General features: G+C 75.3%; 3 protein-coding genes. All 3 read right to left on the bottom strand.

Annotated features, from left to right (window positions below):
* Window positions 1–16 precede the first annotated feature (16 nt).
* The 3 genes from ACFYVL_RS36340 to ACFYVL_RS36330 are packed head-to-tail and all read right to left on the bottom strand — an operon-like array spanning window position 17 to window position 25,892.
* Window positions 17–1,618: an MFS transporter gene (locus ACFYVL_RS36340; RefSeq protein ID WP_389252732.1), complete on the bottom strand. Its 1,602-nt coding sequence runs from the start codon at window positions 1,616–1,618 to the stop codon at window positions 17–19.
* The gene (locus ACFYVL_RS36335; protein WP_389252730.1) at window positions 1,615–13,275 is read right to left on the bottom strand and encodes an amino acid adenylation domain-containing protein; all 11,661 of its coding nucleotides are present in this window, start codon (window positions 13,273–13,275) and stop codon (window positions 1,615–1,617) included. The genes ACFYVL_RS36340 and ACFYVL_RS36335 overlap by 4 nt, the downstream gene beginning before the upstream one ends.
* Window positions 13,272–25,892, bottom strand: a complete 12,621-nt coding sequence (locus tag ACFYVL_RS36330; protein WP_389252728.1) for an amino acid adenylation domain-containing protein — start codon at window positions 25,890–25,892, stop codon at window positions 13,272–13,274. Before ACFYVL_RS36330 ends, ACFYVL_RS36335 begins: the two co-directional genes overlap by 4 nt.

The following is a 25,892-nucleotide window of genomic DNA, read 5'->3' as shown; positions in this document are numbered from 1 at the left end:
TCCGGGGTGCGGGAATTCAGGGAGTCAGGGTGCTCGCTGAGCCGGGCTGCGGCTCGGGGCTCGGGCCCTGGCGCGGGGTGGGGGCCGGGACGGGTTCCACGGCTCTCATCAGCTCGGGGATGTGGCCGAACTCGGGTACGTGGCCGAATTCGGGTACGTAGCGGAAGCCGGGCGCGGTCTTGGGGGCGGGGGCGGGGGCGGGCAGGGTTTCGGACGGAGGTGGGGCGGGGGCGGAGGTGGGACTGGGGCGAGGGGTGCGGCTCCGCCGGGGGCCGCCCCCTTGCCCGCCCGTTCCGCCCCCGGGGGGCGGCCCCGCCGCCCAAGGCGGCTCGGCGGGGGTCGCCGCCCCAGGGGGCTCGGTGGGGGTCGCCGCTCCAGGGGGTTCGGCGTGGTGGGCCCTGCGTACGGCCGGGACCAGGGCGCCCGTCAGGGCGAGCAGGGCCATGCCCCCGGCGGCGGCCAGCAGGGAGCGGGTGCCGCCCCACGCGGCGAGGAGGGAGCCCGCGCCGAACGCGCCGCCCGTGGAGCCGGCGGCGGTGACCAGGCCGGCCAGGGCGGCGACCCGGCCCTGGAGTTCCTCGGGGGTGGTGGTCATCTGGAACACCGCGGTGGCCACCCCGAAGACCGCGCCGACCGCGTTCATCACGGCGAACAGCACGCCCAGCAGCACGGGCCCCGAGACCAGCGCCATGCCGGTCATCAGCCCGGCCCACAGGGCGAGGCCGCCGAGCAGCAGGGCGGGCATCGAGAAGCGGGCCATCCACCAGCGGGCGGTGAGCGCGCCGAGCACGCCGCCGCAGCCGCTGATGCCCAGCACCAGGCCCACCGTGGACTCCGGGTGGCCCTGTTCCTTGACGAGGATCACCACCAGGGCGAGCTGGACGACCTGGAGGAGGACGGCGGCCAGGGTCACGACGGGCAGTACCGCGCGCAGCACGTGCTGGCCGCGCAGCCAGCGCACGGCGTCGGCCAGGTCGTCGCGGATCCGGCGGTGCTCGGCCCTGGCCGGCGGCCGGAAGTCGGCCTTGATGAAGCGCAGTCCGACGGCCGCGGCCAGCGAGCCGACCGCGGCGCCGAGGTAGGGGCTCCAGCGCGCCCAGGTGAACAGCACGGTGCCCGCCGGTCCGCCGAGCAGTCCGGCGACCCTGACGCGGGCCTCGTTCTGCGAGAGCGCGGCGGTGAGCTGGGAGGCCGGGACCACCGTGCGTACGGCGGCCCGTTCGGCGAGGTTGGCGACGATGGTGAGGGAGACGTCGGCGGCGATCAGTGCGAGCAGCGCGCCGACGGACAGTGCGTCGAGGAACGCCGCGGCGGCGAGCGCGCCCAGGACCAGTGCCCGGCCCAGTGCGCACACCCGCATCACGGTGCGGCGGTCCCAGCGGTCGACCAGAACTCCGGCGGGCAGCTGCACGACGGCGAAGGGAAGCACCGCCGCCGCGGAGGCGAGGCCCACCGCACGGGCCGACCCGCCGGAGATCTGGAGCGCGAGCAACGGGTAGCAGACTCCGCCCATGCGGGATCCGAAGAACTGCAGCCAGTTGCCCGTCCACAACAGGAGGAAGTCGCGGTTGCGGCGCAGGGGGGGCGCCGCAACCGTCCTCTCGTCCGTTGTTGTCATGCGCCGAGCCTGGGCGCCGCCTCTACGGTGTTTCTACGTACGCCCCGCTCCCCCGCCGCGCCGCCCGCGCCGGCCGCGTCCAGGGCCGCGAGCCGCTCGGCGAGCAGCCGTCCCACGTGCGCGATCGGGCCCGGCCGGGTCATCAGGCCCTCGTGGTCGGAGTCGACCGGGTGGTTCTCGATCACGCCTCCCACGTGCGGTTCCCAGGCCCGGTGGCCGCGCTCCAGGGCGAGCGCGCCGCGGTCGCGTTCGGCGGTGACGAACAGGACGTCGCCGCTGAAGTGCCCGGGGGTGTGCGACCACATGAGGCGGGTGTTGTTGACGTAGACGTCCTTCATGGCGAGGATCTCGTGCGCCTCGAAGCGGGCCATGACCTTGTTCTCGCGGGCCAGGAAGGCCCGGTAGCGGTCGATGGGGAAGGTCTCCGCGGTGAGTTCGCTCTCCTGGAAGTCGAAGCCGATCGCCCGCAGGTTGTGGGCGACGATGGTGGCCTCGGCGGGCGGTTCGGTGCCGACGGCGTCGGCGACCGGGTAGGCGTCCAGGACGGCGAGCAGTTCCACCTCGGCGCCGCGGCGCTCCAGTTCGGCGGCCACCGCGTGGGCGATGGTGCCGCCGACCGACCAGCCGAGCAGCCGGTAGGGGCCCTGGGGGCGCACCTCGCGGATCCGGTCGGCGTAGTCGACGGCCATCTCCTCGATGGAGGCGGGCAGCACCTCGTTGCCGTCGGTGCCGCGCGCCTGGAGGCCGTAGAGCGGGTACTGCGGGCCGAGGTGGGCGAGCAGGCCGAGGTAGCACCAGCTCAGTCCGGCGGCGGGGTGCACGCAGAACAGGGGCGAGGCGGTGCCCGAGGCGCGCAGCGGGACCAGTACGCCGTGCCCGTCCCGGTCGCCCGCGGGCTCCAGGGCGCGCAGCAGTTCGGCGGGGGTGGGTGCCTGGAAGAGGCGGCGCAGCGGCACGTCGACGCCCAGGACGGTGCCGACCCGGCCGGTGAGCCGGGTGGCCAGCAGGGAGTGGCCGCCGCACTCGAAGAAGTTGTCGTCCAGGCCGACCCGGGCCAGGCCCAGCACCTCGGCGAACAGGGCGCACATCAGCTCTTCGCGCGGGGTGGTCGGCGGGCGTCCTGTGGTGCCGGCGGAGAAGTCGGGTGCGGGCAGTACCTTGCGGTCGACCTTGCCGTTGGGGGTGAGCGGGAGCGTGTCGAGGGTGACGACGGCCGCGGGCACCATGTGGGCGGGCAGCGCCTCGGCGAGCCGCTCGCGCAGTACGGTGCCCAGTCCCGCGTCCTGCCGCCAGCGGGCGGGGTCGTTGTGGCGGGCGCGGCCGGTGTCGGGGCCGGGCCGGTGCACGCCGGTCAGGGCGAGGCCGTCGGGGCCCGGGTGCGGGCCGTCGCCGGGCCGTGCGGCGACCAGTACGGCGTCCAGTTCGCCCGCCTCCTCGTCGCCGGTGCCCGCCCAGGTGAGGGCGACGCGGTGGCCGGTGCGTTCGGTGAGGGCGTGCAGTTCCTCGGGGTCGACTGCGCCGGTGACGGGCCGCTGCTCCTGGCCGAGGAGGTCGCGGACCGCGGCGGTCTCGGCGAGCAGCCGGCGGTTGGGGATGTTGGTGACGCGCAGGACGCGGGGGGCGTTCGGGCGGGTGAGTTCGACGACCAGGTCCTCGACCGAGCCGATCCGTCCGCCCCAGGCGACCGCCGGGGCGGCGGCCACGTTCAGGCCGGGGTCGGTGCCGGTGCGCAGGACGACGTCGTAGCGGTGGCGGGTGAGTTCGTTGTGGTCGGTGCCGCGGCGGATGCGCAGGTCGACCCCGCGGACGGCGGGCACGCTCTCGCGCAGTGCGGTGAACCAGTCGGGGGCGAGCAGCAGTTCCTTCTCGCGTGCGGTGCTGCGCTCGGTCTCGGCGCGCAGCTGGTCCTGCTCGGCGGTCGTGAGGGTGGCCGGGTCGCGGCCCTGGAGGGCGACGGCGCCGCGCAGCGGGCGCAGGGTGCGCAGGTTGCGGACGTCGCCGACGAACACGGTGCCGCCGGGGGCCAGCAGCCGTACCGCCTTGGCCAGGACGTCGGCGAGGTAGTCGGCGGAGGGGAAGTACTGGACGACGGAGTTGAGGATCACGGTGTCGAAGGTGCCGAGCGGCATGCCCTCGATGTCGTGGGCGGGCCGGGCGGAGAGGATGACCCGTTCGGCGAGGTCGGGGCGGGCGGCGACCTCGGTGCGCAGCCGCCGCACGACGGCGCCCGAGAGGTCGGTGGCCCAGTAGCTGTCGCAGTGCGGGGCGACGTGGGCGAGGATCAGGCCGGTGCCGGCGCCGATCTCCAGGACCCGGCGGGGGCGGTCGGCGAGGATCCGCTCGACGGTGTCCGCGCGCCAGGCGCGCATCTGCGCGAGCGGGATCGGGTCGCCGGTGTAGGTGCTGCGCCAGATGCCGAAGTCCTCGCCGAAGGGTTCGGCGGCGGGGGTGCCGGCGGCGCTGTCGTCGTAGAGGGCGTCGTAGGCCGCCTCCCACTCCTGGACCTGGCGGTCCTCCTGTGCGGTGTCGCGGGCGCCGTCGCCCCGTTCGGGGACGGCGTAGGCGACCAGGCGCTTGTCGCCGGGGGTGTCCTCGCGGGCCACGACGACGGCCTGCGCCACGTCCTGATGTGCCGTCAGTTCGGCCTCGATCTCGCCGAGTTCGATGCGGAAGCCGCGGATCTTGACCTGGTGGTCGGTGCGGCCGATGTATTCCAGGACGCCGTCGGGGCTCCAGCGGACCAGGTCGCCGGTGCGGTACATGCGGGTGCCGGCCGGGCCGAAGGGGTCGGCGGTGAACCGCTCGGCGCTCAGGGCGGGGCGGCGCAGGTAGCCGCGGGCCACGCCGAGGCCGGCGATGTACAGTTCGCCGGCCTCGCCCGGGGCGACCGGGCGCAGTCCGCCGTCCAGGACGTAGACCCGGGTGTTGTCCAGGGGGCGGCCGATCGGGGGCCGGGCGCAGGTGGCGGCGTCCAGGACGGCGGCGGTGGACCAGATGGTGGTCTCGGTGGGCCCGTACACGTTGGTGAGGGTGCCGCCCAGTTCCTGCAGGGCGGTGCCCAGCGGGCCGGGCAGGGCTTCGCCGCCGACCAGTTTGGCCAGGCCCCGCAGGACCTGCGGGCGGGCGGTGACCAGGCCCTGCCAGGCGGTCGGGGTGGCCTGGAGGACGGTGGCGCCGGACGTCTCGACGAGCCGGGCCAGGGCGTGCGGGTCGCGGACCGTGTCGCGGGCGGCCAGCACGAGCCGGGCGCCGTGCGCGAGGGGGGTCCACAGCTCCAGGTTGGAGATGTCGAAGCCGACGGTGGTGACGGCCAGCAGCCGGTCCGCCTCGGTCAGGCCGAGGTGGTCGCGCATGGCGTTGAGCAGGTTGAGCAGGTTGCCGTGGCCGACGACGACGCCCTTGGGGCGGCCGGTGGAGCCGGAGGTGTAGATGACGTACGCCGGGTGGTCGGGGAGCGGCGGGGCGAGCGCGCGGACCATGTCCAGCTGGTCGCCGGTGGTGGCGTCGAGCGCGCGGACGGTCGCCGGGTCGTCGAGGAGCAGGCGCGGCACCTCGGGTGCGGTGTCCGCGGGCAGCGCGGCGGCGGTGGCGTGGTCGGTGAGCAGGAGCACGGGGGCGGCGTCGGTGAGCATGTAGCCGACGCGGTCGGCCGGGTACTCGGGGTCGATGGGCACGTACGCGGCGCCGGACTTGAGGACCGCGAGGAGCGCGACGACCAGTTCGGCGTCCCGGGGCAGGGCGACGGCCACCAGGTCCTCGGGGCCCACGCCGCGGGCGGCCAGCGCGTGGGCGAGCCGGTCGGAGCGGATGTCGAGCTCGCGGTAGTCCAGCACGTGTCCCTCGAAGTCGAGGGCGGGCGCGTGGGGGGTGCGGGCGGCCCGGGTACGGAAGAGGGCGGGCAGGTGGTCGGCGGGCAGGTCCCTGGCGGTGTCGTTCCACTCCACGAGCAGCCGGTCGCGGTCCGCCTCGGGCAGGCTGTCCAGGGAGCCGACGGGGGCGTGCGGGCGGGCCGCCGCCGCGGTCAGCAGCGCGACGAGCCGGTCGGCGAGGCCGCGTGCGCTCTCCCGGTCGAAGAGGTCGCCGGCGTACTCCAGCACGCCCGCGATCCCGGCCGGGCGGCCGTCGGCGGCGGGCCGTTCGCCGAGCCGGAACATCATGTCGAAGCGGGCGACGCCGGTGCCCACGCCCTGGCCGGAAGCGGCCAGTTGGGGCATGCCGCCGTCCCGGGCGACCTCCGAGGTGCCGCGGGCGGCGACGTTGTCGAAGGTGAGCATGGTCTGGAAGAGGGGGTGGCGGGCCATCGAGCGGGCCGGGTTGAGGACGTCCACCAGGCGTTCGAAGGGCACGTCCTGGTGGGCGTAGGCGGTCAGGTCGGTCTCCCGCACCCGGGCGAGCAGGTCGGCGAAGCTCTCCTCGGGGCGTACCTCGGTGCGCAGGACGAGGGTGTTGGCGAAGAAGCCGACCAGGTCCTCCAGCGCGTCGTCGGTGCGGCCGGCGATGGGGGTGCCGATGGGGATGTCGGTGGTGCCGCTGAGCTTGGCGAGGAGGGCGGCGAGGGCGGCCTGGACGACCATGAAGAGGCTGGCGTGGTGCTGCTTGCCGAGGTCGGCGAGGAGGGCGTGGGTGGCGGCCGGTATCTCCACGTCCAGCACGTCGCCCCGGTAGGAGGCGACGGCCGGGCGGGGCCGGTCGGTGGGCAGGTCCAGTTCCTCGGGCAGTCCGGCGAGCGCCTGCTGCCAGTGGGCGAGCTGGCGCGAGGCGAGGCTGTCGGGGTCGTCCTCGGAGCCGAGCAGGTCGCGCTGCCACAGGGTGTAGTCGGCGTACTGCACGGGCAGCGGCGTCCAGGCGGGCGCCTCGCCCGCGCAGCGGGCGGTGTAGGCGGCGGTGAGGTCGCGCACCAGCAGCGGCATCGACCAGCCGTCGGTGGCGATGTGGTGGACCAGCAGGAGCAGTACGTGCTCCTGGGGCCCGACCTCGAACAGGCGGGCGCGCAGCGGGGGTTCGGCGCTGACGTCGAAGCCGTAGGTGGCCTCCTTCTCCAGCGCGTCGGCCAGCTCTGCCTCGGTGGTGCGGATCAGCGGGAGTTCGGGGCGGGCCCGCTCGGGGGCGAGCACGGTCTGGTAGGGGCCCTCGGCGTCCTCGGCGAAGACGGTGCGCAGGGTCTCGTGGCGGGCGGTGAGGTCGGCGAGCGCCGCCGTCAGCGCGTCGTGGTCGACGGTGCCCGACAGCCGCAGGCCGGTGGGCACGTTGTAGGTGTGGCTGCGGCCCTCGAAGCGGCCGAGGAACCACAGGCGCTGCTGGGCGAAGGAGAGCGGGATCCGGTCGGGGCGGGCGGTGGCCAGCAGCCGGGTGCGGGCGGGGCCGCCGTCGCCGAGGACGGCGGCGAGGCCGGCCACGGTCGGCGTCTCGAAGAACTGCCGGATGGTCAGTTCCTCGCCGAGGGCGGAGCGGATGCGTCCGGCGAGGCGGGTGGCGAGCAGGGAGTGGCCGCCGAGGGTGAAGAAGTCGTCGTCGAGGAAGACCTGCGGGACGCCCAGGACCTCGGCGAACAGCCCGCACAGCAGTTCCTCGTGCGGGGTGCGCGGGGCGCGGCCGGCGCGGGCGGCGGTGTGGTCGGGGGCGGGCAGGGCGGCCCGGTCGAGCTTGCCGTTGGGGTTGAGCGGCAGCGCGTCCAGGGTGACGAACGCGGAGGGCACCATGTGGGCGGGCAGGGCGGCGGCGGTGTGGGCGCGCAGGGCAGCGGCGTCGGGTTCCCGGCCGCCGCGCTCGGCGACGACGTACGCCACCAGGCGCTTGTCGCCGGGCCGGTCCTCGCGGACGACGACGGCGACGCGGGCCACCTCGGGGTGGCCGCCGAGCACGGCCTCGATCTCGCCGGGTTCGATGCGGAAGCCGCGCACCTTGACCTGGAAGTCGGTGCGGCCGAGGTAGTCGAGCTGTCCGTCGGCGCTCCAGCGCACCAGGTCGCCGGTGCGGTACATGCGGGTGCCCGGGGTGCCGTGCGGGTCGGCGACGAACCGCTCGGCGGAGAGTCCCGGGCGGTGGTGGTAGCCGCGGGCCAGGCCCGGCCCCGCGATGTACAGCTCGCCGGTGACGCCGACGGGGACGGGGCGCAGGGCCGTGTCCAGGACGTAGAGGCGGGTGTTGCGCAGGGGGGCGCCGATCGGGGGGACGCGGGTGATCTCGTCCTCGGTGTACCAGGCCGAGGCGTAGACGGTGGCCTCGGTGGGGCCGTAGATGTTGGCGAAGCGGCGGGCGCCGACGGCGCGGACGACGGCGTTGGCGTCGTGGGCGGAGACGCCCTCGCCGGCCAGCACCACCTCGCGGGCGCCGACCAGCGGGCCGCCGTCCCCGACGATCTGGGCCATCGCCGAGGGCACCCCGCTGACCAGGCCGAACGAGCGGCCGGCGTGGGCCGGGTCGGCGAGTTCCAGTACGTCGCGCATCACTTCGACGGTGCCGCCGGACAGCAGCGGGCCGAACATCTCGAAGACGGAGACGTCGAAGTTGAGCGAGGTGGAGGCCACCACGTGGGCCATGGCCTCGGGGCCGAACTGCTCGACGGCCCAGGCGGCCAGGTCGCCGACGTTCTCGTGCGGGACCACGACGCCCTTGGGCAGGCCGGTGGATCCCGAGGTGTAGATCGCGTACGCGGCGTGCGAGGGCAGCAGGGGGGCGCGGCGGTCGCGGTCGGTGGGGTTGTGCGCGCTCTGCGCGGTCAGCGCGGCGGCGGTGTCCGCGTCGTCCAGGACGATCCGCAGCGGCCCGCCGCGCGGCAGCCGCTCGGCGGCGGCGGCGGTGGTGATCAGCAGGCCGGGGGCGGCGTCGCCGAGCAGGTGGGCGATGCGGTCGGCCGGGTACTCGGGGTCCACCGGCAGGTAGGCGGCGCCGGACTTCAGGACGCCGAGGACCGCGACGAGGGTCAGTTCGGTGCGCGGCAGCGCGATGGCCACGAAGTCCTCGGGGCCCGCGCCGTGCGCGGTGAGCAGGTGGGCCAGGGCGTTGGCGCGGGTGTTGAGTTCGGCGTAGGTCAGGGTGCGGTCCTTGAAGCGGACCGCGGGCGCGTCGGGGGTGCGCACCGCCTGTGCCTCGAAGAGGGCGGGCAGGGTCGCGCGGGGCGTCTGGCGGGCGGTGTCCAGCCAGTCGCCGAGGATCTTCGCCCGCTCGTCCTGCTCCAGCAGGTCGACCTGGTGGAGCGGCAGTTCGGGCCGGCGGCTGACGCTCTCCAGGAGCAGCAGGAGGCGTCGTACGAGGGTTTGGGCGCTCTCCTTGTCGAAGAGGTCGAGGTTGTACTCCAGGTGGCCGGTCAGTCCGGCGGGGGCGCCGTTCTCGGTGCGGCCGTCGGCGACGGCGAGCAGCAGGTCGAACTGGGCGATGCCGGTGGTGACCTGGCTGCCGGAGACGGCCAGTCCGGGCAGTCGGCCCTCGCCGAGCGCGGCCCGCTGGTCGACGTTGTTGAAGGCCAGCATGGTCTGGAAGAGGGGGTGGCGGGCCATCGAGCGGGCCGGGTTGAGGACCTCCACCAGGCGCTCGAAGGGCACGTCCTGGTGGGCGTAGGCGGCCAGGTCGGTCTGCCGGGTGCGGGCCAGCAGGTCGAGGAAGGTGGGGTCGCCGGAGACGTCGGTGCGCAGCACCAGGGTGTTGACGAAGAAGCCGACCAGGTCGTCCAGGGCCTCGTCGCCGCGGCCGGCGATGGGGGTGCCGATGGGGATGTCGGTGGTGCCGCTGAGCTTGGCGAGCAGGGCGGCGAGGCCCGCCTGCACGACCATGAACAGGCTGGCCTGGTGGTCGCGGGCCAGGGTCTCCAGGCGCTGGTGGAGGTCGGCGGGGACGGTGAGGGGCACCGTGTCGCCCCGGTAGGTGGCTTCGGCCGGGCGGGGGCGGTCGGTGGGCAGGCCCAGTTCGTCGGGGAGGCCGGCGAGGGTTTCGCGCCAGTGGTCGAGCTGCTGGGAGACGGGGCTGTCGGGGTCGTCCTCGGAGCCGAGGACCTCGCGCTGCCACAGGGTGTAGTCGGCGTACTGGACGGGCAGTTCGCTCCAGCCGGGTGCCTCGCCCGAGCAGCGGGCGGTGTAGGCGGCGGTGAGGTCGCGCACCAGGACCGGGGTGGACCAGCCGCCGTCGCTCGCGATGTGGTGCACGAGCAGCATCAGGACGTGCTCGTCGGGGCCGAGCTCGAAGAGGTGGACGCGCAGCGGCGGTTCGGCGGCCAGGTCGAAGCCGCGCCGGGCGGCCCGCCGCAGCTCCTCGGGCAGTCCTTCCTCGTCGGTGGCCGTGACCAGCGGTTCGGGCCTGGCCCGTGCGGGGTCCAGGACGATCTGGTGGGGGCCCTCGGCGTCCTCGGCGAAGATCGTGCGGAGCGTCTCGTGGCGGGTGGTGACGTCGGCGAGTGCGGCGCGCAGGGCCTCCCGGTCCAGGGAGCCGGTCAGCCGCAGCGTGGTGGGGATGTTGTGGGCGGCGCTCGGGCCCTCCAGCCGGCCCAGGAACCACAGGCGGCGCTGGGCGAACGAGACGGGGATGCGTGCGGGGCGCGGCAGGCGGGCGGTGAGCGGGGTGCGGGCCGCGTCCCCGGTGGCGACGAGTGCGGCCAGGCCGGAGACGGTCGGGGTCTCGAAGAGCTGGCGGACGGGGAGTTCCACGCCGAAGGTGGCGCGGATGCGGGTCATCAGGCGCAGCGCGAGCAGCGAGTGGCCGCCGCGGGCGAAGAAGTCCTCGTCGACGGTGATCCGGGCGACGCCGAGCACCTCGGCGAACAGCCCGCACAGGATTTCCTCCTGCGGGGTGCGCGGGGCGCGGCCCGCGCTCTCCACGCCGTAGGCGGGGGCGGGCAGGGCGGCCCGGTCGAGCTTGCCGTTGGGGGTCAGCGGCAGCGCGTCCAGGGTGACGAAGGCGGTGGGCACCATGTACTCGGGCAGGGCCGCGCCCATGTGCCTGCGGAGCACGGCGTGGTCGACCCTGCGGTCGGGGGCGGCGACGGCGTAGGCCACCAGGCGCTTGTCGCCGGGGGTGTCCTCGCGGACGACGACGGCGCTGCGGGCCACGTTGGGGTGCTCGGCGAGGACGGTCTCGATCTCGCCGAGCTCGATGCGAAAGCCCCGCACCTTGACCTGGAAGTCGGTGCGGCCGAGGTACTCCAGGGTGCCGTCGGTGCGGCGGCGGACCAGGTCACCGGTGCGGTACATGCGGGTGCCGGCCGGGCCGAAGGGGTCGGCGACGAAGCGCTCCGAGGTGAGGGCCCGGCGGTGGTGGTAGCCGCGGGCCAGGCCCGCTCCGGCGATGTACAGCTCGCCGGCGACGCCCGCGGGGGCCGGGCGCAGGCCCTGGTCGAGGACGTAGACGCGGGTGTTGGCGATGGGTCCGCCGATCGACACGTCGCCGTCGGCGTCCACCGCGCAGGCGGTGGACCACACGGTGGTCTCGGTCGGCCCGTACAGGTTGGTGACGGAGCGTCCGCCGGCGGCCAGGGTGCGGGCCAGCGGGGCGGGCAGTGCCTCGCCGCCGACCAGGACCCGCAGACCCGCCGGGATGCCGTCGGCCTCGGCCAGCGCGTGCCACAGGCTCGGGGTGGCCTGCATGGCGGTGGCCCCGGACTCGCGCAGCAGGCGGGCGAGCGCGGGGGCGTCGCGGACGGTGTCGCGGGAGGCGAGGACGACGGCGGCGCCGTTGAGCAGCGGCAGGAACAGTTCGAGTCCGGCGATGTCGAAGCCGACGGTGGTCACCGCGAGGAGCCGGTCGTCCGCGGTGAGGGCGAAGCGGTCCTGCATGGAGGTCAGGAAGTTGACCAGGGCGGCGCCGGGGACGGCGACGCCCTTGGGGCGGCCGGTGGAGCCGGAGGTGTAGATGACGTACGCGGTCTGCTCGACGCGGCGGCCGGGGACGTGCACGTCGTCGGACGGGTAGGAGCTCAGCTCCGCCTCGGCGAGGTCGGCGCCGGTCAGGGTGAGGACCGGGTCGGCGTCGTTGAGGATGTGGTCGATGCGCTCGCGCGGGAACTCCGGGTCCACCGGCACGTATCCGGCGCCCGACTTCAGCACGGCGAGCAGCGCCACCACCAGGTCCACCGAACGCGGCAGCACCACCGCCACCAGCTTCTCCGGACCCGCCCCGCGGGCGGCCAGCCAGCGGGCCAGCCGGTTGGCCCGCGCGTTCAGCTCCCCGTAGGGGACCGTCGTGCCGTTGAGGATCAGGGCCGGCGCGTCGGGGGTGAGCGCCGCCTGTGCGGCGAAGAGTTCGGGGAGCGAACCGGCGGGCACCCGGCGGCCGGTGGCGTTCGCCGCCTCCAGTTCCCGGTGCCGCTCGTCGGCGGACAGCAGGTCCACGGCGGTCACCGGTGCGTCCGGTGCGCCCACCAGCGCGGTGAGCACCCGGGTGAAGCGGGCGGCGATCTGCTCGGCGGTGCTCCGCTCGAAGAGGTCGGTGCTGTAGTTCAGGGCGCCGGTCAGCCCGCCCGGGGCGCCGCCCGCGGCACGGGGGCACTCCTCCAGGGTGAAGGAGAGGTCGAAGCGGGCGGTGCGGGTTTCGGCCGGGTGGCCGGACACGGTCAGCCCCGGCAGTTCGGCGGCGGCGCCGCGGGCCTGCTGCTGGTCGTTGTCGTTCCAGGTCAGCAGGGTCTGGAAGAGGGGGTGGCGGGCCATCGCGCGGGGCGGGTTGAGGACCTCCACCAGGCGCTCGAAGGGGATGTCCTGGTGCTCGTAGGCGGCCAGGTCGCCGGCCCGGACGCGGGCGAGGAGTTCTCGGAAGGTGGGGGTGCCGGAGAGGTCGGTGCGCAGCACCAGGGTGTTGACGAAGTACCCGACCAGGTCCTCCAGTGCCTCGTCGGTGCGGCCCGCGATCGGGGTGCCGAGCGGGACGTCGGTGGAGCCGGAGAGCTTGGAGAGCAGCACCGCCAGGGCGGCCTGGACGACCATGAACGGGCTGGCCCGGTGCTCGCGGGCCAGTTCCAGCAGGGCGGCGTGGACGTCGGCGGGCACGGTCAGCGGCAGGGTGTCGCCGTGGTGGGTGGCCGTCGCGGGGCGGGGCCGGTCGGTGGGCAGGTCCAGCTCGTCGGGCAGGTCGGCGAGGGTTTCGCGCCAGTGGCCGAGCTGCCGGGAGACGACGCTCGCGGGGTCGTCCTCGGAGCCCAGCAGCTCCTGCTGCCAGACGGTGAAGTCGGAGTACTGGACCGGGAGTTCCTCCCAGCCGGGGGCGTGGCCGGCGTGCCGGGCCGCGTAGGCGCGGAGCAGGTCGCGGACCAGGACGGGGACGGACCAGCCGTCGCCGGAGACGTGGTGCAGCAGGAGCAGCAGGACGTACGTGTCGTCGCCGAGGTCGAACAGGGTGCAGCGCAGCGGGGTCTCGGTGAGCAGGTCGAACTCGTGGCGGGCGGCCTTCGCCAGCGCCCCGTCCAGCTCGGCCTCGCCGAGCAGCACCTCGGGCAGGCCGGGGACCGCGGCGGCGGACTCGGCGTCCAGGACGATCTGCTGGGGCCCCTCGGGGCCCTCGCCGAAGACGGTGCGCAGGGTCTCGTGGCGGGTGGTGACGTCGGCGAGGGCGGCGCGCAGGGCCTCCCGGTCCAGGGTGCCGGTCAGCCGCAGGGCGGTGGGGATGTTGTAGATCGCGCTCGGGCCGTCCAGCTGGTTGAGGAACCACAGGCGGCGCTGCGAGAAGGACAGCGTGGTCACGAGTTCTCCTTGTTCCCGGCGGTCCGGCGGCGAAGCGCGGGGCGGGTGGTGGTGGCCTGCGCGCCTTCGAGGCTCGCGGCCAGTGCGGCGACGGTGGGCTTCTCGAAGAAGCCGCGGATGCTCATCTCCTTGCCGAGCGCGGCGCGGACCCGGGCGACCAGGCGGCTCGCGAGCAGGGAGTGCCCTCCGAGGGCGAAGAAGTCGTCGTCGACGGTGACCCGGGCGACGCCGAGGATCTCGGCGAACAGGCCGCACAGGGTCTCCTCCTGCGGGGTGCGCGGTGCGCGTCCCTCGCCGAGGCTTCCGTAGTCGGGGGCGGGCAGGGCGGCCCGGTCGAGCTTGCCGTTGGGGGTCAGCGGCAGGGCGTCCAGGGTGACGAACGCGGACGGCACCATGTAGTCGGGCAGGGTCTCGGCGACGTGCTTGCGCAGTACGTCCCCGTCGGGGGCGCCGCCCACCACCGGGACGAAGTAGGCGACCAGGCGCTTGTCGCCGGGCCGGTCCTCGCGGACGACGACCGCGGTGCGGGCGATGTCCGGGTGGTCGGCGAGGACCGCCTCGATCTCGCCCGGCTCGATGCGGAAGCCGCGCACCTTGACCTGGAAGTCGGTGCGGCCCAGGTAGTCGAGCCGGCCGTCGGCCCGCCTGCGGACCAGGTCGCCGGTGCGGTACATCCGGGTGCCCGGGGTGCCGTGCGGGTCGGCGACGAAGCGCTCGGCGGAGAGTCCCGGGCGGTGCTGGTAGCCGCGGGCCAGACCGGCGCCCGCGATGTACAGCTCGCCGGCCACTCCGAGGGGCACCGGGCGCAGGCCCGCGTCCAGCACGTACAGCCGGGTGTTGGCGATGGGCCCGCCGATCGACACGTCGCCGTCGGCGTCCACCGCGCACGCAGTGGACCACACGGTGGTCTCGGTCGGCCCGTACAGGTTGGTGACGGAGCGTCCGCCGGCCGTCAGGGTGCGGGCCAGCGGGGCGGGCAGCGCCTCGCCGCCGACCAGGACCCGCAGCCCTGCCGGGATGCCGTCGGCCTCGGCCAGCGCGTGCCACAGGCTCGGGGTGGCCTGGGCGATCGTCGCGCCCGAGGCGGTGAGCAGGGCGGCGAGCGCGGCGGTGTCGCGGACGGTGTCCTTGTCGGCGAGGACGACGCGGGCGCCGTTGAGCAGCGGCAGGAACAGTTCGAGTCCGGCGATGTCGAAGCCGACGGTGGTCACCGCGGCGAGCCGGTCGGCGGGGGTGAGGGCGAAGCGGTCCTGCATCGAGGTCAGGAAGTTGACCAGGGCGGCGCCGGGGACGGCGACGCCCTTGGGGCGGCCGGTGGAGCCGGAGGTGTAGATGACGTACGCGGTCCGCTCGCCGGAGCGGTCCGCGAGGACCATGTCGTCGTCGGCGTACCCGTCGAGGCCGGCCCCGGCGAGGACGTCCTCGGTGAGGGTCAGTACGGGGCCGGCGTCGGCCAGGACGTACTCGATGCGCTCGCGCGGGAACTCCGGGTCCACCGGCACGTATCCGGCGCCCGACTTCAGCACGGCGAGCAGCGCCACCACCAGGTCCACCGAACGCGGCAGCACCACCGCCACCAGCTTCTCCGGACCCGCCCCGCGGGCGGCCAGCCAGCGGGCCAGCCGGTTGGCCCGCGCGTTCAGCTCCCCGTAGGCGACCTCCACACCACCGAGGACCACAGCAGTCGCCTCAGGTGCGAGCGCCACGCGCGCCTCGAAGAGCTCCGGGAGCGAGCGGCCCGGTACCGCGCCGTCGCTGTCGTTCCACTCATGCAGGACCCTTTCGGTTTCGCCCGGTGCCATCACGTCCACGTCCCGCACCGGGGTGTCCGGTGCGGCCACCACCGCCCGCAGCACCCGCTCGAAGCGCGCCACCAGGTCCTCGGCGGTGGTCCGCTCGAAGAGGTCGGTGGCGAATTCGAGGTGGCCGTGCAGGCCGGCGGGGGCGCCGTCGGAGGTGTGGGCCTCCTTGAGGGCGAGGGTGAGGTCGAACTTCGCGACCCCGGTGCCCAGCGGCACCGGTCGCGCGGCCAGGCCGGGGAACCGGTCGGCGACGTCGTCCGGCAGCCGGTCGTCGTTGTTGTTCCACATCAGCGCGACCTGGAACAGCGGGTGGCGGGCCGTCGAGCGGGCCGGGTTGAGGACCTCGACCAGCTGCTCGAAGGGCACGTCCTGGTGGGCGTAGGCGGCCAGGGACCTCTCGCGGACCCGGCCGAGGAGTTCGCCGAAGGAGGGCGCGCCGGACAGGTCGGTGCGCAGCACCAGGGTGTTGACGAAGAAGCCGACCAGCTCGTCCAGGGCGTCGTCGGTGCGGCCCGCGATCGGGGTGCCGAGCGGGATGTCCTCGCCCGCGCCCAGCCGGGAGAGCAGGGTGGCCCAGGCCGCCTGGACGACCATGAACAGGCTGGCCCGGTGCGCGCCCGCGAGGGCGGCCAGCGAGGCGTGCAGGTCTGCGGGGACCTGGAAGGCGACGGTGTCGCCCCGGTGGGAGGCGGCCGGCGGCCGGGGGCGGTCGGTGGGCAGGGTGAGTTCCTCGGGGAGCCCGGCGAGGGCCTCCCGCCAGTACGCCAGCTGCTCCCCGCCACCGCCGTCCGTGCCGTCGCCGGAGCCCAGCACCTCCTGCTGCCAGAGGGTGAAGTCGGCGTACTGCACGGGCAGTTCGGACCACTGGGGGGCGCCGCCCGCGTGCCGGGCGGCGTAGGCGGAGGTGAGGTCCCTGGCCAGTACGGGGGCCGACCAGCCGTCGGTGGCGATATGGTGCAGGAGCAGCAGCAGGACGTGCTCGCCGGGGCCGGTGCGCAGCACGGTGACCCGCAGCGGCGGCTCCTCGGCCAGGTCGAAGGGGCGGACCGAGGCGCGGGCCAGCTCGTCCTGGAGGGCGTCGGGGGCCACCGTGACGGCGGCCTGGGCGCCCAGCCGGGAGAGCGCGTCGGCGGGGTCGAGGATCACCTGGTGGCCGCCGTCGGCGTCGTCGGCGAAGACGGTGCGCAGCGACTCGTGCCGGGTGAGGACGTCGCCGACGGCCGCCCACAGCGCGTCGTGGTCGAGATCGCCGGTCAGGCGCAGCGCGGTGGGCATGTTGTAGGTGGCGGTGGGGCCCTCCATGCGGTGCAGGAACCACAGCCGCCGCTGGGCGAAGGAGAGCGGGATGCGCTCGGGCCGTTCGCGGCGGGTGACGGCCTGGCGGGCGCCCTCCGCGGTGTCCAGGAGGGTGGCGAGGCCGGCCGGGGTGGGCTCCTCGAACAGGCCCCGCACGGCGAGTTCGACGCCGAGGACGGAGCGGACGCGGGCGACGAGGCGGGTGGCGAGCAGGGAGTGGCCGCCCAGGTCGAAGAAGTCCTGGTCGATGCCGACCGCGGGGACTCCCAGCACCTCGGCGAACAGTGCGCACAGGGCTTCCTCGCGCGGGGTGCGCGGGGCGCGGGCCAGGGCGCTCTCGTGGACGGGGGCGGGCAGCGCGGCCCGGTCGAGCTTGCCGGTGCGGGTCAGCGGCAGTTCGTCGAGGACGACGAAGGCGGCCGGGACCATGTGGGCGGGCAGCCGGCCCGCGAGGTGGCCGCGCAGGTCGGCGGCGGCGGGGGCCGGGTGGCCCTGGCCGGCGACGACGTAGGCGACCAGCCGCTTGTCGCCGGGGTGGTCCTCGCGGACCACGACGGCGGCCCGCAGCACGTCCTCGCGCAGGGTGAGGGCGGCCTCGATCTCGCCGGGCTCGATGCGGAAGCCGCGGATCTTGACCTGGTGGTCGGCGCGGCCGGCGTAGTGCAGCTGTCCGTCGGCGGTGACCTTCGCCAGATCGCCGGTGCGGTACATGCGGGCGCCGGGGTGGCCGTACGGGTCGGCGACGAAGCGCTCGGCGGTGAGGTCGGGGCGGTCGAGGTAGCCGCGGGCCAGCGGGTCGCCCGCGAGGTGGAGTTCGCCGGTGACGCCCGGCGGTACGGGCAGCAGGGCGGCGTCCAGGACGTAGGCGCGGGCGCCGTCGACGGTGCTGCCGATCGCCGGGACGTCCGGCCACTGCCGCACGTCGGCGGGCAGCGTCCACCCGGTGGCGACGTGGGTCTCGGCGGGCCCGTAGTGGTTGTGCAGCAGGGCGGTGGGGTGGTCGGTGTGGTGGGCGCGGACGGGTTCGCGCAGGGTGAGGGCCTCGCCGGCCTGGACGAGGTGGCGCAGGGCGGACAGGTCGGCGCCGCACTCGCGGGCCGCCTCCAGCACGCCGTCGACGACCAGGTTCGGCGCGTACAGCTCGGCCACCCGGTTCGCTTCGAGCCAGCGGGCCAGTTCGCGGGGGTCGCGCCGGGTGTCCTCGGGGCACACGGCGAGGGTCTTGCCGCTGAGCAGCGCGCCGAGGATCTCCTGTACGGAGACGTCGAAGCCGACGGCGGTGAACTGGGCGACCACGGTGCCCACCGGGCCCGGCACCGCCCGCTCGTGCCAGTCGAGCAGTCCGGCCAGCGCCCGGTGCGGCATCACGATGCCCTTGGGGGTGCCGGTGGAGCCGGAGGTGTAGATGACGTAGGCGGGGTGGTCGTCCAGGGCCGCACCCGTCGCCTCGGCGGCGCCCGCCGGCGGCAGCGGGTCCTCGACGAGGAGGGGTGCGCAGGCGGTCGCGGGCAGGCCGGGCGCGAGGGCCGCGCTGGTGATCAGGGCGCCGGGAGCGGTCGCGCGGAGCATCAGATCGACGCGCTCGGCGGGGAGTTCGGGGTCGACGGGGACGTAGGCGCAGCCCGCGGTGAGGGCGGCGACGAGGGCGACGGTGAGGTCGGTGCCGCGGGGCAGGGCGACCGCGACGCGGTCCTCGGGGCCCAGGCCCCGGCGGCGCAGTTCGGCGGCCAGGGCGTGCGCGCGCTCGCGCAGTTCCCGGTAGGTGAGGGTGGTGTGTCCGTCGGTGACGGCGGGCACGTCGGGGGTGCGGCCGGCCTGCTCGGCGAAGGCGGCGGCGAGCGGGGGGTGGGTGCGCGGGGCGGCCGGTGCGGGCAGCCGGTCGCGGGCGGCGCCCGCGGTGAGGTCGATGCGGTGCACCGGGCGCCGCTCGTCGGCGGCGACGGCGGTGAGCGCCTGGAGCAGGCAGCCGGCGAAGAGTTCGGCGGTGGCCGGGTCGTAGAGGTCGGTGGCGTACTCCAGGCGGACCGCGAGCCCGTCGGGGGCGCCGCGTTCGGTGCGCAGGTCGCTGAAGCCGAACAGCAGGTCGAAGGTGGCGACCTGGGAGTCGACCTCGCCGATGCGCATGCGCAGGTCGGGGAGGTCGGCGGTGAGGCCGCCGGTGGTGTCGTGGCCGGTGTTGTTCCAGGTGACCATCGTCTGGAAGAGCGGGTGGCGGCCCAGCGAGCGGCCCGGGTTGAGGGTCTCCACCAGCCGTTCGAAGGGCACGTCCTGGTGCTCGTAGGCGGCCAGCGACGCGGTGCGGACCCGGTCGAGGACCTCGGTGAAGGCGGGGTCGCCGGAGAGGTCGGTGCGCAGCACCAGGGTGTTGACGAAGAAGCCGATGAGGCCGTCGAGCGCTTCGTTGACGCGGCCCGCGCTGGGCGTGCCGAGGGGGATGTCGTCGCCCGCGCCGAGCCGGGAGAGGGTCACCGCGACGGCGGCCTGGACGACCATGAAGAGGCTGGCCCGGTGGCGCTGGGCGAGGGCCTCCAGTTCGGTGTGGAGTTCGGCGGGGACGTGGAAGCGGAGTTCGGCGCCCTGGCCGGAGGCCCGGCGGGGGCGGGGGCGGTCGGTGGGCAGGGTGAGTTCCTCGGGGAGCTCGGCGAGGGCCTCGCGCCAGTGGGCGAGCTGCCGGCCCAGTTCGCTCGCCGGGTCGTCGGCGGAGCCGAGCACCTCGCGCTGCCACAGGGTGTAGTCGGCGTACTGCACCGACAGCGGGCGCCAGGTGGGCGCGGCATGGGTGCGGCGGGCGGCGTAGGCGGTGGTGAGGTCCTTGACCAGCAGCGGCACCGACCAGCCGCCGTCGCCCGCGATGTGGTGCATGACCAGCAGCAGGGCGTGCTCGCCGGCCGCGAGCGCGAACAGGTGGGCGCGCAGCGGCCGGTCGCGGGAGAGGTCGAAGCCGGTGCGGGCGGCCTCGGTGAGCAGGCCGGGCAGTTCCTCCTCGGTGGCCGGGCGGACGCCCAGCGGGACCGGGGCGGGCTCCAGGACGATCTGGTGCGGTCCCTCGGCGTCCTCGGCGAACACCGTGCGCAGGGTCTCGTGGCGGGTGGTGACGTCGAGGAGCGCGCCGCGCAGGGCGTCCTCGTCGAGGGTGCCGGTGAGCCGCAGGACGACGGGCACGTTGTACGTGGCGCTGCCCGGCTCCTCGAACCGGCCCAGGAACCACAGCCGTTGCTGGGCCGGGGAGGCCGGTACCCGGTCGGGGCGGGGGCCGGCGACCAGCGGGGCGCGGGTCTGCGCGGCCCCGGTGAGGCGGGCGGCGAGGGCGGCCACGGTGGGCGCCTCGAACAGGACGCTGATGGGCAGGTCCACGTCGAGGACCGAGCGGATCCGGCCGACCAGGCGCATCGCGGCCAGCGAGTGGCCGCCGGAGGCGAAGAAGTCGTCGTCGATGGAGATCCGGGCGCGGTTGAGGATCTCGGCGAACAGCCCGCAGAGGATCTCCTCCTGCGGGGAGCGCGGCGGGCGCCCGGTGGTGTCGTGGGTCTCGGCGGGGTCGGGCAGGGCCTTGCGGTCCAGCTTGCCGTTGGCGGTCAGCGGGAGTGCGGGCAGCGAGACGAAGGCGCCGGGGACCATGTACTCGGGGACGGCGGCGGCCAGGTGGGCGCGGAGCACCTGCGCGTCGACGTCGCCGACGGTCCAGGCCACCAGGCGGTCCTCGCCGCCCGCGGCCGGGCGCACGCCGACGGCGGCGGCGGCGACGTCGGGGTGGGCGGCGAGCAGTGCCTCGATCTCGCCGGTCTCGATGCGGAAGCCGCGCAGCTTGACCTGCTGGTCGCCGCGGCCGACGTACTCCAGGAGGCCCGCGGCGGTGCGCCGGACCACGTCGCCGGTGCGGTACATCGCGGTGCCCGGGGCGCCGTGGGGGTCGGCGACGAACCGTTCCGCGGTGCGGCCGGCCTGCGAGAGGTAGCCGCGGGCCAGGCCCGCGCCGGAGAGGTACAGCTCGCCGGGGACGCCCGGTGCCACCGGCCGCAGCCGGTCGTCCAGGACGTAGGCGCCGGTGTTGTCGAGCGGGGTGCCCAGGTGGACGGCGGCCGGGTCGGTGACCGGGGCGGCGGTGGACCAGACGGTGGTCTCGGTGGGGCCGTAGACGTTGAGGACGGAGCGGGCGGACGCGGTCAGTACGGCGGCCAGGTCGGCGGGCAGTGCCTCGCCGCCGGCCAGGACGCGGACGCCGCCGAGGAAGGGGGCCGCCCCGCCGCCGGTGGCGGCCCGCCACAGGGTCGGGGTGGCCTGCATGACGGTGATGCCGTGCGCGGTGACGGCCGCGCGCAGCGCCTCGGGGTCGCGGACGGTGTCGGGGCCGGCCAGCACGACGGTGCCGCCGGTGGCCAGCGGCAGGTACAGCTCCAGTCCGGCGATGTCGAAGCCGATGGTGGTGACGGCGAGCAGCCGGTCGTCGGGGGTCATGGCGCACCGGTCGGCCATCGCCCGCAGGAAGTTGTCGAGGGCGGCGCGCGGCACCACCACGCCCTTGGGGACGCCGGTGGAGCCGGAGGTGTGCAGGACGTAGGCGGCGCCGGTGCCCTCGGCCCGCACCCGGGGGTCGCTGTCGTCGTACGCGGAGGTGTCGGCCTCCTCGGCGAGCACGGTCGGCACGGCCGCGTCGGGCAGGCCGGGCAGCAGTTCGCCGGTGGTGACCAGGACGGCCGGGTCGGCGTCGGCGAGCATGCGGCGGACGCGGTCGGCGGGGAAGCGGGTGTCGAGGGGCAGGTAGGCGGCGCCGGACTTCTGGACGGCGAGCAGGGTGATCAGCAGGTCGGCGGTGCGGGGCAGGGCGACGGCGACGAACCGCTCGGGGGCGGCGCCGCGCTCGGCCAGCAGCCGGGCCAGGGCGTTGGCCCGGGAGTTGAGTTCGGCGTAGCTGAGGGTGGTGCCGTCCGCGTGCACGGCGGGCGCGTCGGGCCGTACCGCGGCGTGTGCCTCGAACCGGTCGAGGAACCAGCGGTCCTGGAGCGGGCGCGCGGTGCCGGCGGGGGTGGCCAGGGCGGCGGGGCGCTCCCCTTCGAGGAGGACGTCGATGTCGCCGACGCGGGTGGAGGGGGCCGCGACGAGGCGGGCCAGGACGGTGACGAAGCGGTCCACCAGGCGCTCGGCGGTGGTGTGGTCGAAGAGGTCGGCGGCGTACTCCAGGATGCCGGTCATGCCGTCGGCGGCGCCGTCCTCGGTGAGGCGTTCGCGCAGGTTGAAGGCGAGGTCGAACTTGGCGACGCCGCTGCCGACGCCGCCGCGCCCGGCCACCGACAGCTCGCCGAGCAGGGCCTGGCCGTCGAGCTGGGCGCTCTCGCCGCGGGCGGCGGTGTTGTTGAAGGCCAGCAGGGTCTGGAAGAGCGGGGAGCGGGCCAGCGAGCGGGCCGGGTTGAGGACCTCCACGAGCCGCTCGAAGGGCAGGTCCTGGTGGGACCAGGCGGCCAGGTCGGCCTCCCGCACCCGGGCGAGGAGCTCGGTGAAGGTGGGGTCGCCGCTGACGTCGGTGCGCAGCACCAGGGTGTTGATGAAGTCGCCGACGAGGTCGTCGAGCGCCTCGTCGAGACGGCCGGCGACCGGGGAGCCGAGCGGGATGTCGTCGCCCGCGCCGAGCCGCGAGAGGGTCACCGCGAGGGCGGCCTGGACGAGCATGAACACGGTGACGTCGGCGGTGCGGGCGCACTCGGCGACCGCGCGGTGCAGGTCGGCGGGGACGGCCAGGGGCACGTTGTCGCCGCGGTAGGAGGCGACGGCCGGGCGCGGCCGGTCGGTGGGCAGCGCCAGTTCCTCGGGCAGGTCGGCGAGGGTCTCGCGCCAGAACGCGAGCTGGCGCGCCGCCCTGCTCTGCGGGTCGTCCTCGTCGCCCATGAGTGCGTGCTGCCACAGGGCGAAGTCGGCGTACTGGACGGGCAGTTCGCTCCACTTGGGGGCGTCGCCCGCGGCCCGCGCGGCGTAGGCGCGGGTCAGGTCGCGGGTGAGCAGCGGGGTGGACCAGCCGTCGCCCGCCACGTGGTGGAGCAGGACGAGCAGTTCGTGCCGGTCCTCGGCGAGGCGGAACAGGGAGAGCTTCAGGGGGGTCTCGGCGGACAGGTCGAAGGGGTGGGCGGCGTGCTCGGCGAGCAGGCCCTCCAGTTCCTGTTCGGTGCAGTCGACCGTCTCCAGTTGGGGCCTGACATCGGTCAGGACGCGCTGGTGGGCGCCCTGGCCGTCCTCGGCGATGACGGTGCGCAGGCTCTCGTGGCGCTCCACGACGTCGGCGTACGCGGCGCGCAGCGCCGCCAGGTCGAGCGGTCCCTCCAGGGTGAGCGCGGAGGCCAGGTTGTAGACCGGGTTGGGGCCCTCCATGCGGTGCAGGAACCACAGCCGCTGCTGGCCGTAGGAGAGCGGGATCCGCTCGGGGCGCTCGCCGCGCACCAGCGGCGGGCGGGCCTCCTCGGCGTCCGCCAGCGAGCGCACCAGGCCGGCCGGGGTGGGGTTCTTGAACAGGTGCTTGACCGACAGTTCGACGCCCAGCGTCGCGCGCAGCCTGCTGACCAGGCGGATCGCGAGCAGGGAGTGGCCGCCGAGGTCGAAGAAGTCGTCGTGGGCGCCGACCTGGGAGAGGCCGAGCACACCGGCGAACTGGTCGCGGACGAGTTCCTCGCGGGGGTCGCGCGGGGCCCGCTGCACGGTCAGTCCGGTGGCGCTCTCCTCGGGGGCGGGCAGGGCGCGGCGGTCGACCTTGCCGTTGGGGGTGAGCGGCAGGGCGTCCAGGGCGACGATCGCGGCCGGGACCATGTAGGCGGGCAGGGCGGCGGCGAGGTGGCCGCGCAGGGCGTCGGCGTCGACGTCGCCGGGGGTGACGTAGGCGACCAGGCGCATGTCGCCGGGGCGGTCCTCGCGGGCGAGGACGACGGCCCGGGTGACGTCGGGGTGGGAGGCGGCGGCGGTCTCGATCTCGCCGGGCTCGATGCGGAAGCCGCGCAGCTTGATCTGGTCGTCGGCGCGGCCCGCGTAGACGAAGGTGCCGTCCGTGCGGCGGCGCACCAGGTCGCCGGTGCGGTACATGACGGAGCCGGCCGGGCCGAACGGGTCGGCGACGAAGCGTCCGGCGGTCAGCCCGGGGCGGTCCAGGTAGCCGCGCGCGAGGACGACCCCGGCGACGTACAGCTCGCCGGGGACGCCGGGGGCGACCGGGCGCAGGGCCGCGTCCAGGGCGTAGGCGCGGGTGCCGGCGAAGGGGCGGCCGATCGGCACGGGGCCGTCGGCGAGTTCGGCGCCGGGCTCGATGCGCAGTTCCAGGCAGTTGACGGTGGCCTCGGTGGGACCGTACGCGTTGATGACGGTGGCGTCGGGGTGGGCGGTGCGCCAGCCGCGCAGCGCCTCCCCGCGCAGTGCCTCGCCGCCCAGGACGAGGGTTCCCGAGGGGGAGACCTCCGCCGGCAGGGTGTCGAGGAGTTCGAGGTGGCTGGGGGTGCCCTTGAGGAAGGTGGGGCGGGGGCCGCCGACGGCGTCCGGGAGGTCGGACAGGTGGGCGCAGCCGCCGGAGACGAGCGGGGAGTAGAGGCCGGTGACGGTGAGGTCGAAGGCGACCGAGGAGTGCACGAGGGTGAGGCCGGCGGCGTCCGGGTAGGCGGTGCGGGCGCGCGCGAGGTAGGCGCCGACGGAGCGGTGCTCGACGACGACGCCCTTGGGGCGGCCGGTGGATCCCGAGGTGAAGATCAGGTAGGCGGGGTCGTGGGGGTGCGGGGCGGCCGTGTACGAGTCGGCCTCGGCGCCGGTGACGGCGAGGGTGGCGACGTCCGCGAGGAGGTCGGCGGGGGTGTCGTCCCCGGTGAGGACCAGCAGCGGGTCGGAGTCGGCGAGCACGGCGGCTATCCGGTCGGCCGGGTGCTCGGGGTCCAGCGGCACGTAGGCGGCGCCCGACTTGGCGACGCCCAGCAGGGCCACCACCAGGTCGGTGCCGCGCGGCAGCAGCACGGCCACGTTGCGGCCGGCGACGGCGCCGCGGGCGACGAGTTCGCGGGCCACGAAGCTGGCCCGCCGGTCGAGTTCGCGGTACGTCAGCACCTGGTCGCCCGCGCGCACGGCGGGCGCGTCGGGGGTGGCCTGGGCCTGCGCGGTGAACAGTCCCGGCAGGGTGGCGCCGGCCGCGTCCTCGCCGACGGCGGGCCCGGCCGCGGCGGCCAGCGCGCGGGTGCTCTCCTCGGCGCCGATCACGTCGATGCGGCCCAGCGGCAGTTCCGGCTCGCGCACCAGGGTGTCGAGGATGCCGAGGAAGCGCTCGGCTATGCCGGCCGCCGCCGCGTCGTCGAACAGGTGGGGCTGGTGGAAGAGCTTGAAGCGCAGGCACTCCTGCGGCATTCCGACGAGGCTGAGCGGGAAGTGGTTGGCGGAGTGGCTCTCGGCGCGCACCACACGCAGCGGATCCGCGTCGGCGGAGACGGCCGGCGCGGAGTCGAAGGGGAAGTTCTCGAAGACGACCGAGGTGTCGAAGAGCGGGCCGAGTCCGGTGCGGTGCTGGATCTCGGAGAGCCCCACGTACTGGTGGTTGATCATTTCTGCCTGGGCGTGGTGCACCCGGCCGAGGAGTTCGCCGGCGCTCTCCCCGGGGCGCAGTGCGATGCGCAGCGGCAGCGTGTTGATGAACAGGCCGACCATGGACTCGATGCCGGGCAGTTCGGCGGGGCGGCCGTTGACGGTGACGCCGAAGACCACGTCGTCGGTGCCGGTGAGACCGGCCAGGACCAGCGACCAGGCGGCCTGCACCACGGTGTTGACGGTGACCCCGGCGGCGCGGGCGCGCGCGGTGAGGGCCGTCGTGCGCTCCTCGGTGAGGCCGAACTCGTAGCGTCCGGGGTCCTGCGGGGTGTGCTCGCCGCCGCCCGCGACCAGGGTGGGGGCGGCGAGCCCGTCGAGCGCGGTGTCCCAGGCGGTGCGGGCGGCATCCGCGTCCTGGCGGGAGAGCCAGGTGAGGTAGTCGCGGTAGGGGGCGACCGACGGCAGGTGCCGGGCGTCGCCGCCCGAGACGTACAGGCTGTGGAACTCCTTGAGGAGGGTCGGCAGCGACCAGCCGTCGAGCACCGTGTGGTGGATGGTGAAGACCAGCCGGTGGCTCTCGGCGCCCGTTCTGATCAGGGTGAAGCGGATCAGCGGCGGGCGCCCGATGTCGAAGCGGGTCTCCCGGTCGGCGAGGGTGGCGCGGCGGGCCTCGGCGTCGGCCTCCCGCTCACCGAGGTGGCTGAGGTCGATCTCGGTCCACGGCAGCTTGTAGCGGGCGGCGACGAGCTGCGCCCACTCCCCGTCCTTGCGCTGCCGGAAGGCCACCCGCAGGCTCGCGTGGCGGCGCAGCAGCGCCTCCGCCGCTCCCCTGGCCCGGTCCGCGTCGAGCGGACCGGCCAGGTGGAAGGTCGACTGCACGGTGTAGATGTCGGGCGTCGCCTCGTCGAAGACGCTGTGGAACAACAGGCCGCTCTGGAGCGGGGAGAGCGGCAGGATGTCTTCAACGGTGCGGGTGGTTCGCGCCAC

Origin of the sequence: Streptomyces sp. NPDC004111, assembly GCF_042874215.1 — a bacterium.
Classification (GTDB): domain Bacteria; phylum Actinomycetota; class Actinomycetes; order Streptomycetales; family Streptomycetaceae; genus Streptomyces.
The sequence above is the reverse complement of the archived record's forward strand: the minus strand, read 5'-3'. Positions and strand labels throughout refer to the sequence as shown.

Coding starts and splice junctions, on each gene's coding strand:
- ACFYVL_RS36340 (WP_389252732.1), bottom strand. CDS start 1,618: ATGACAACAACGGACGAGAGGACGGTTGCGGCGCCCCCCCTGCGCCGC.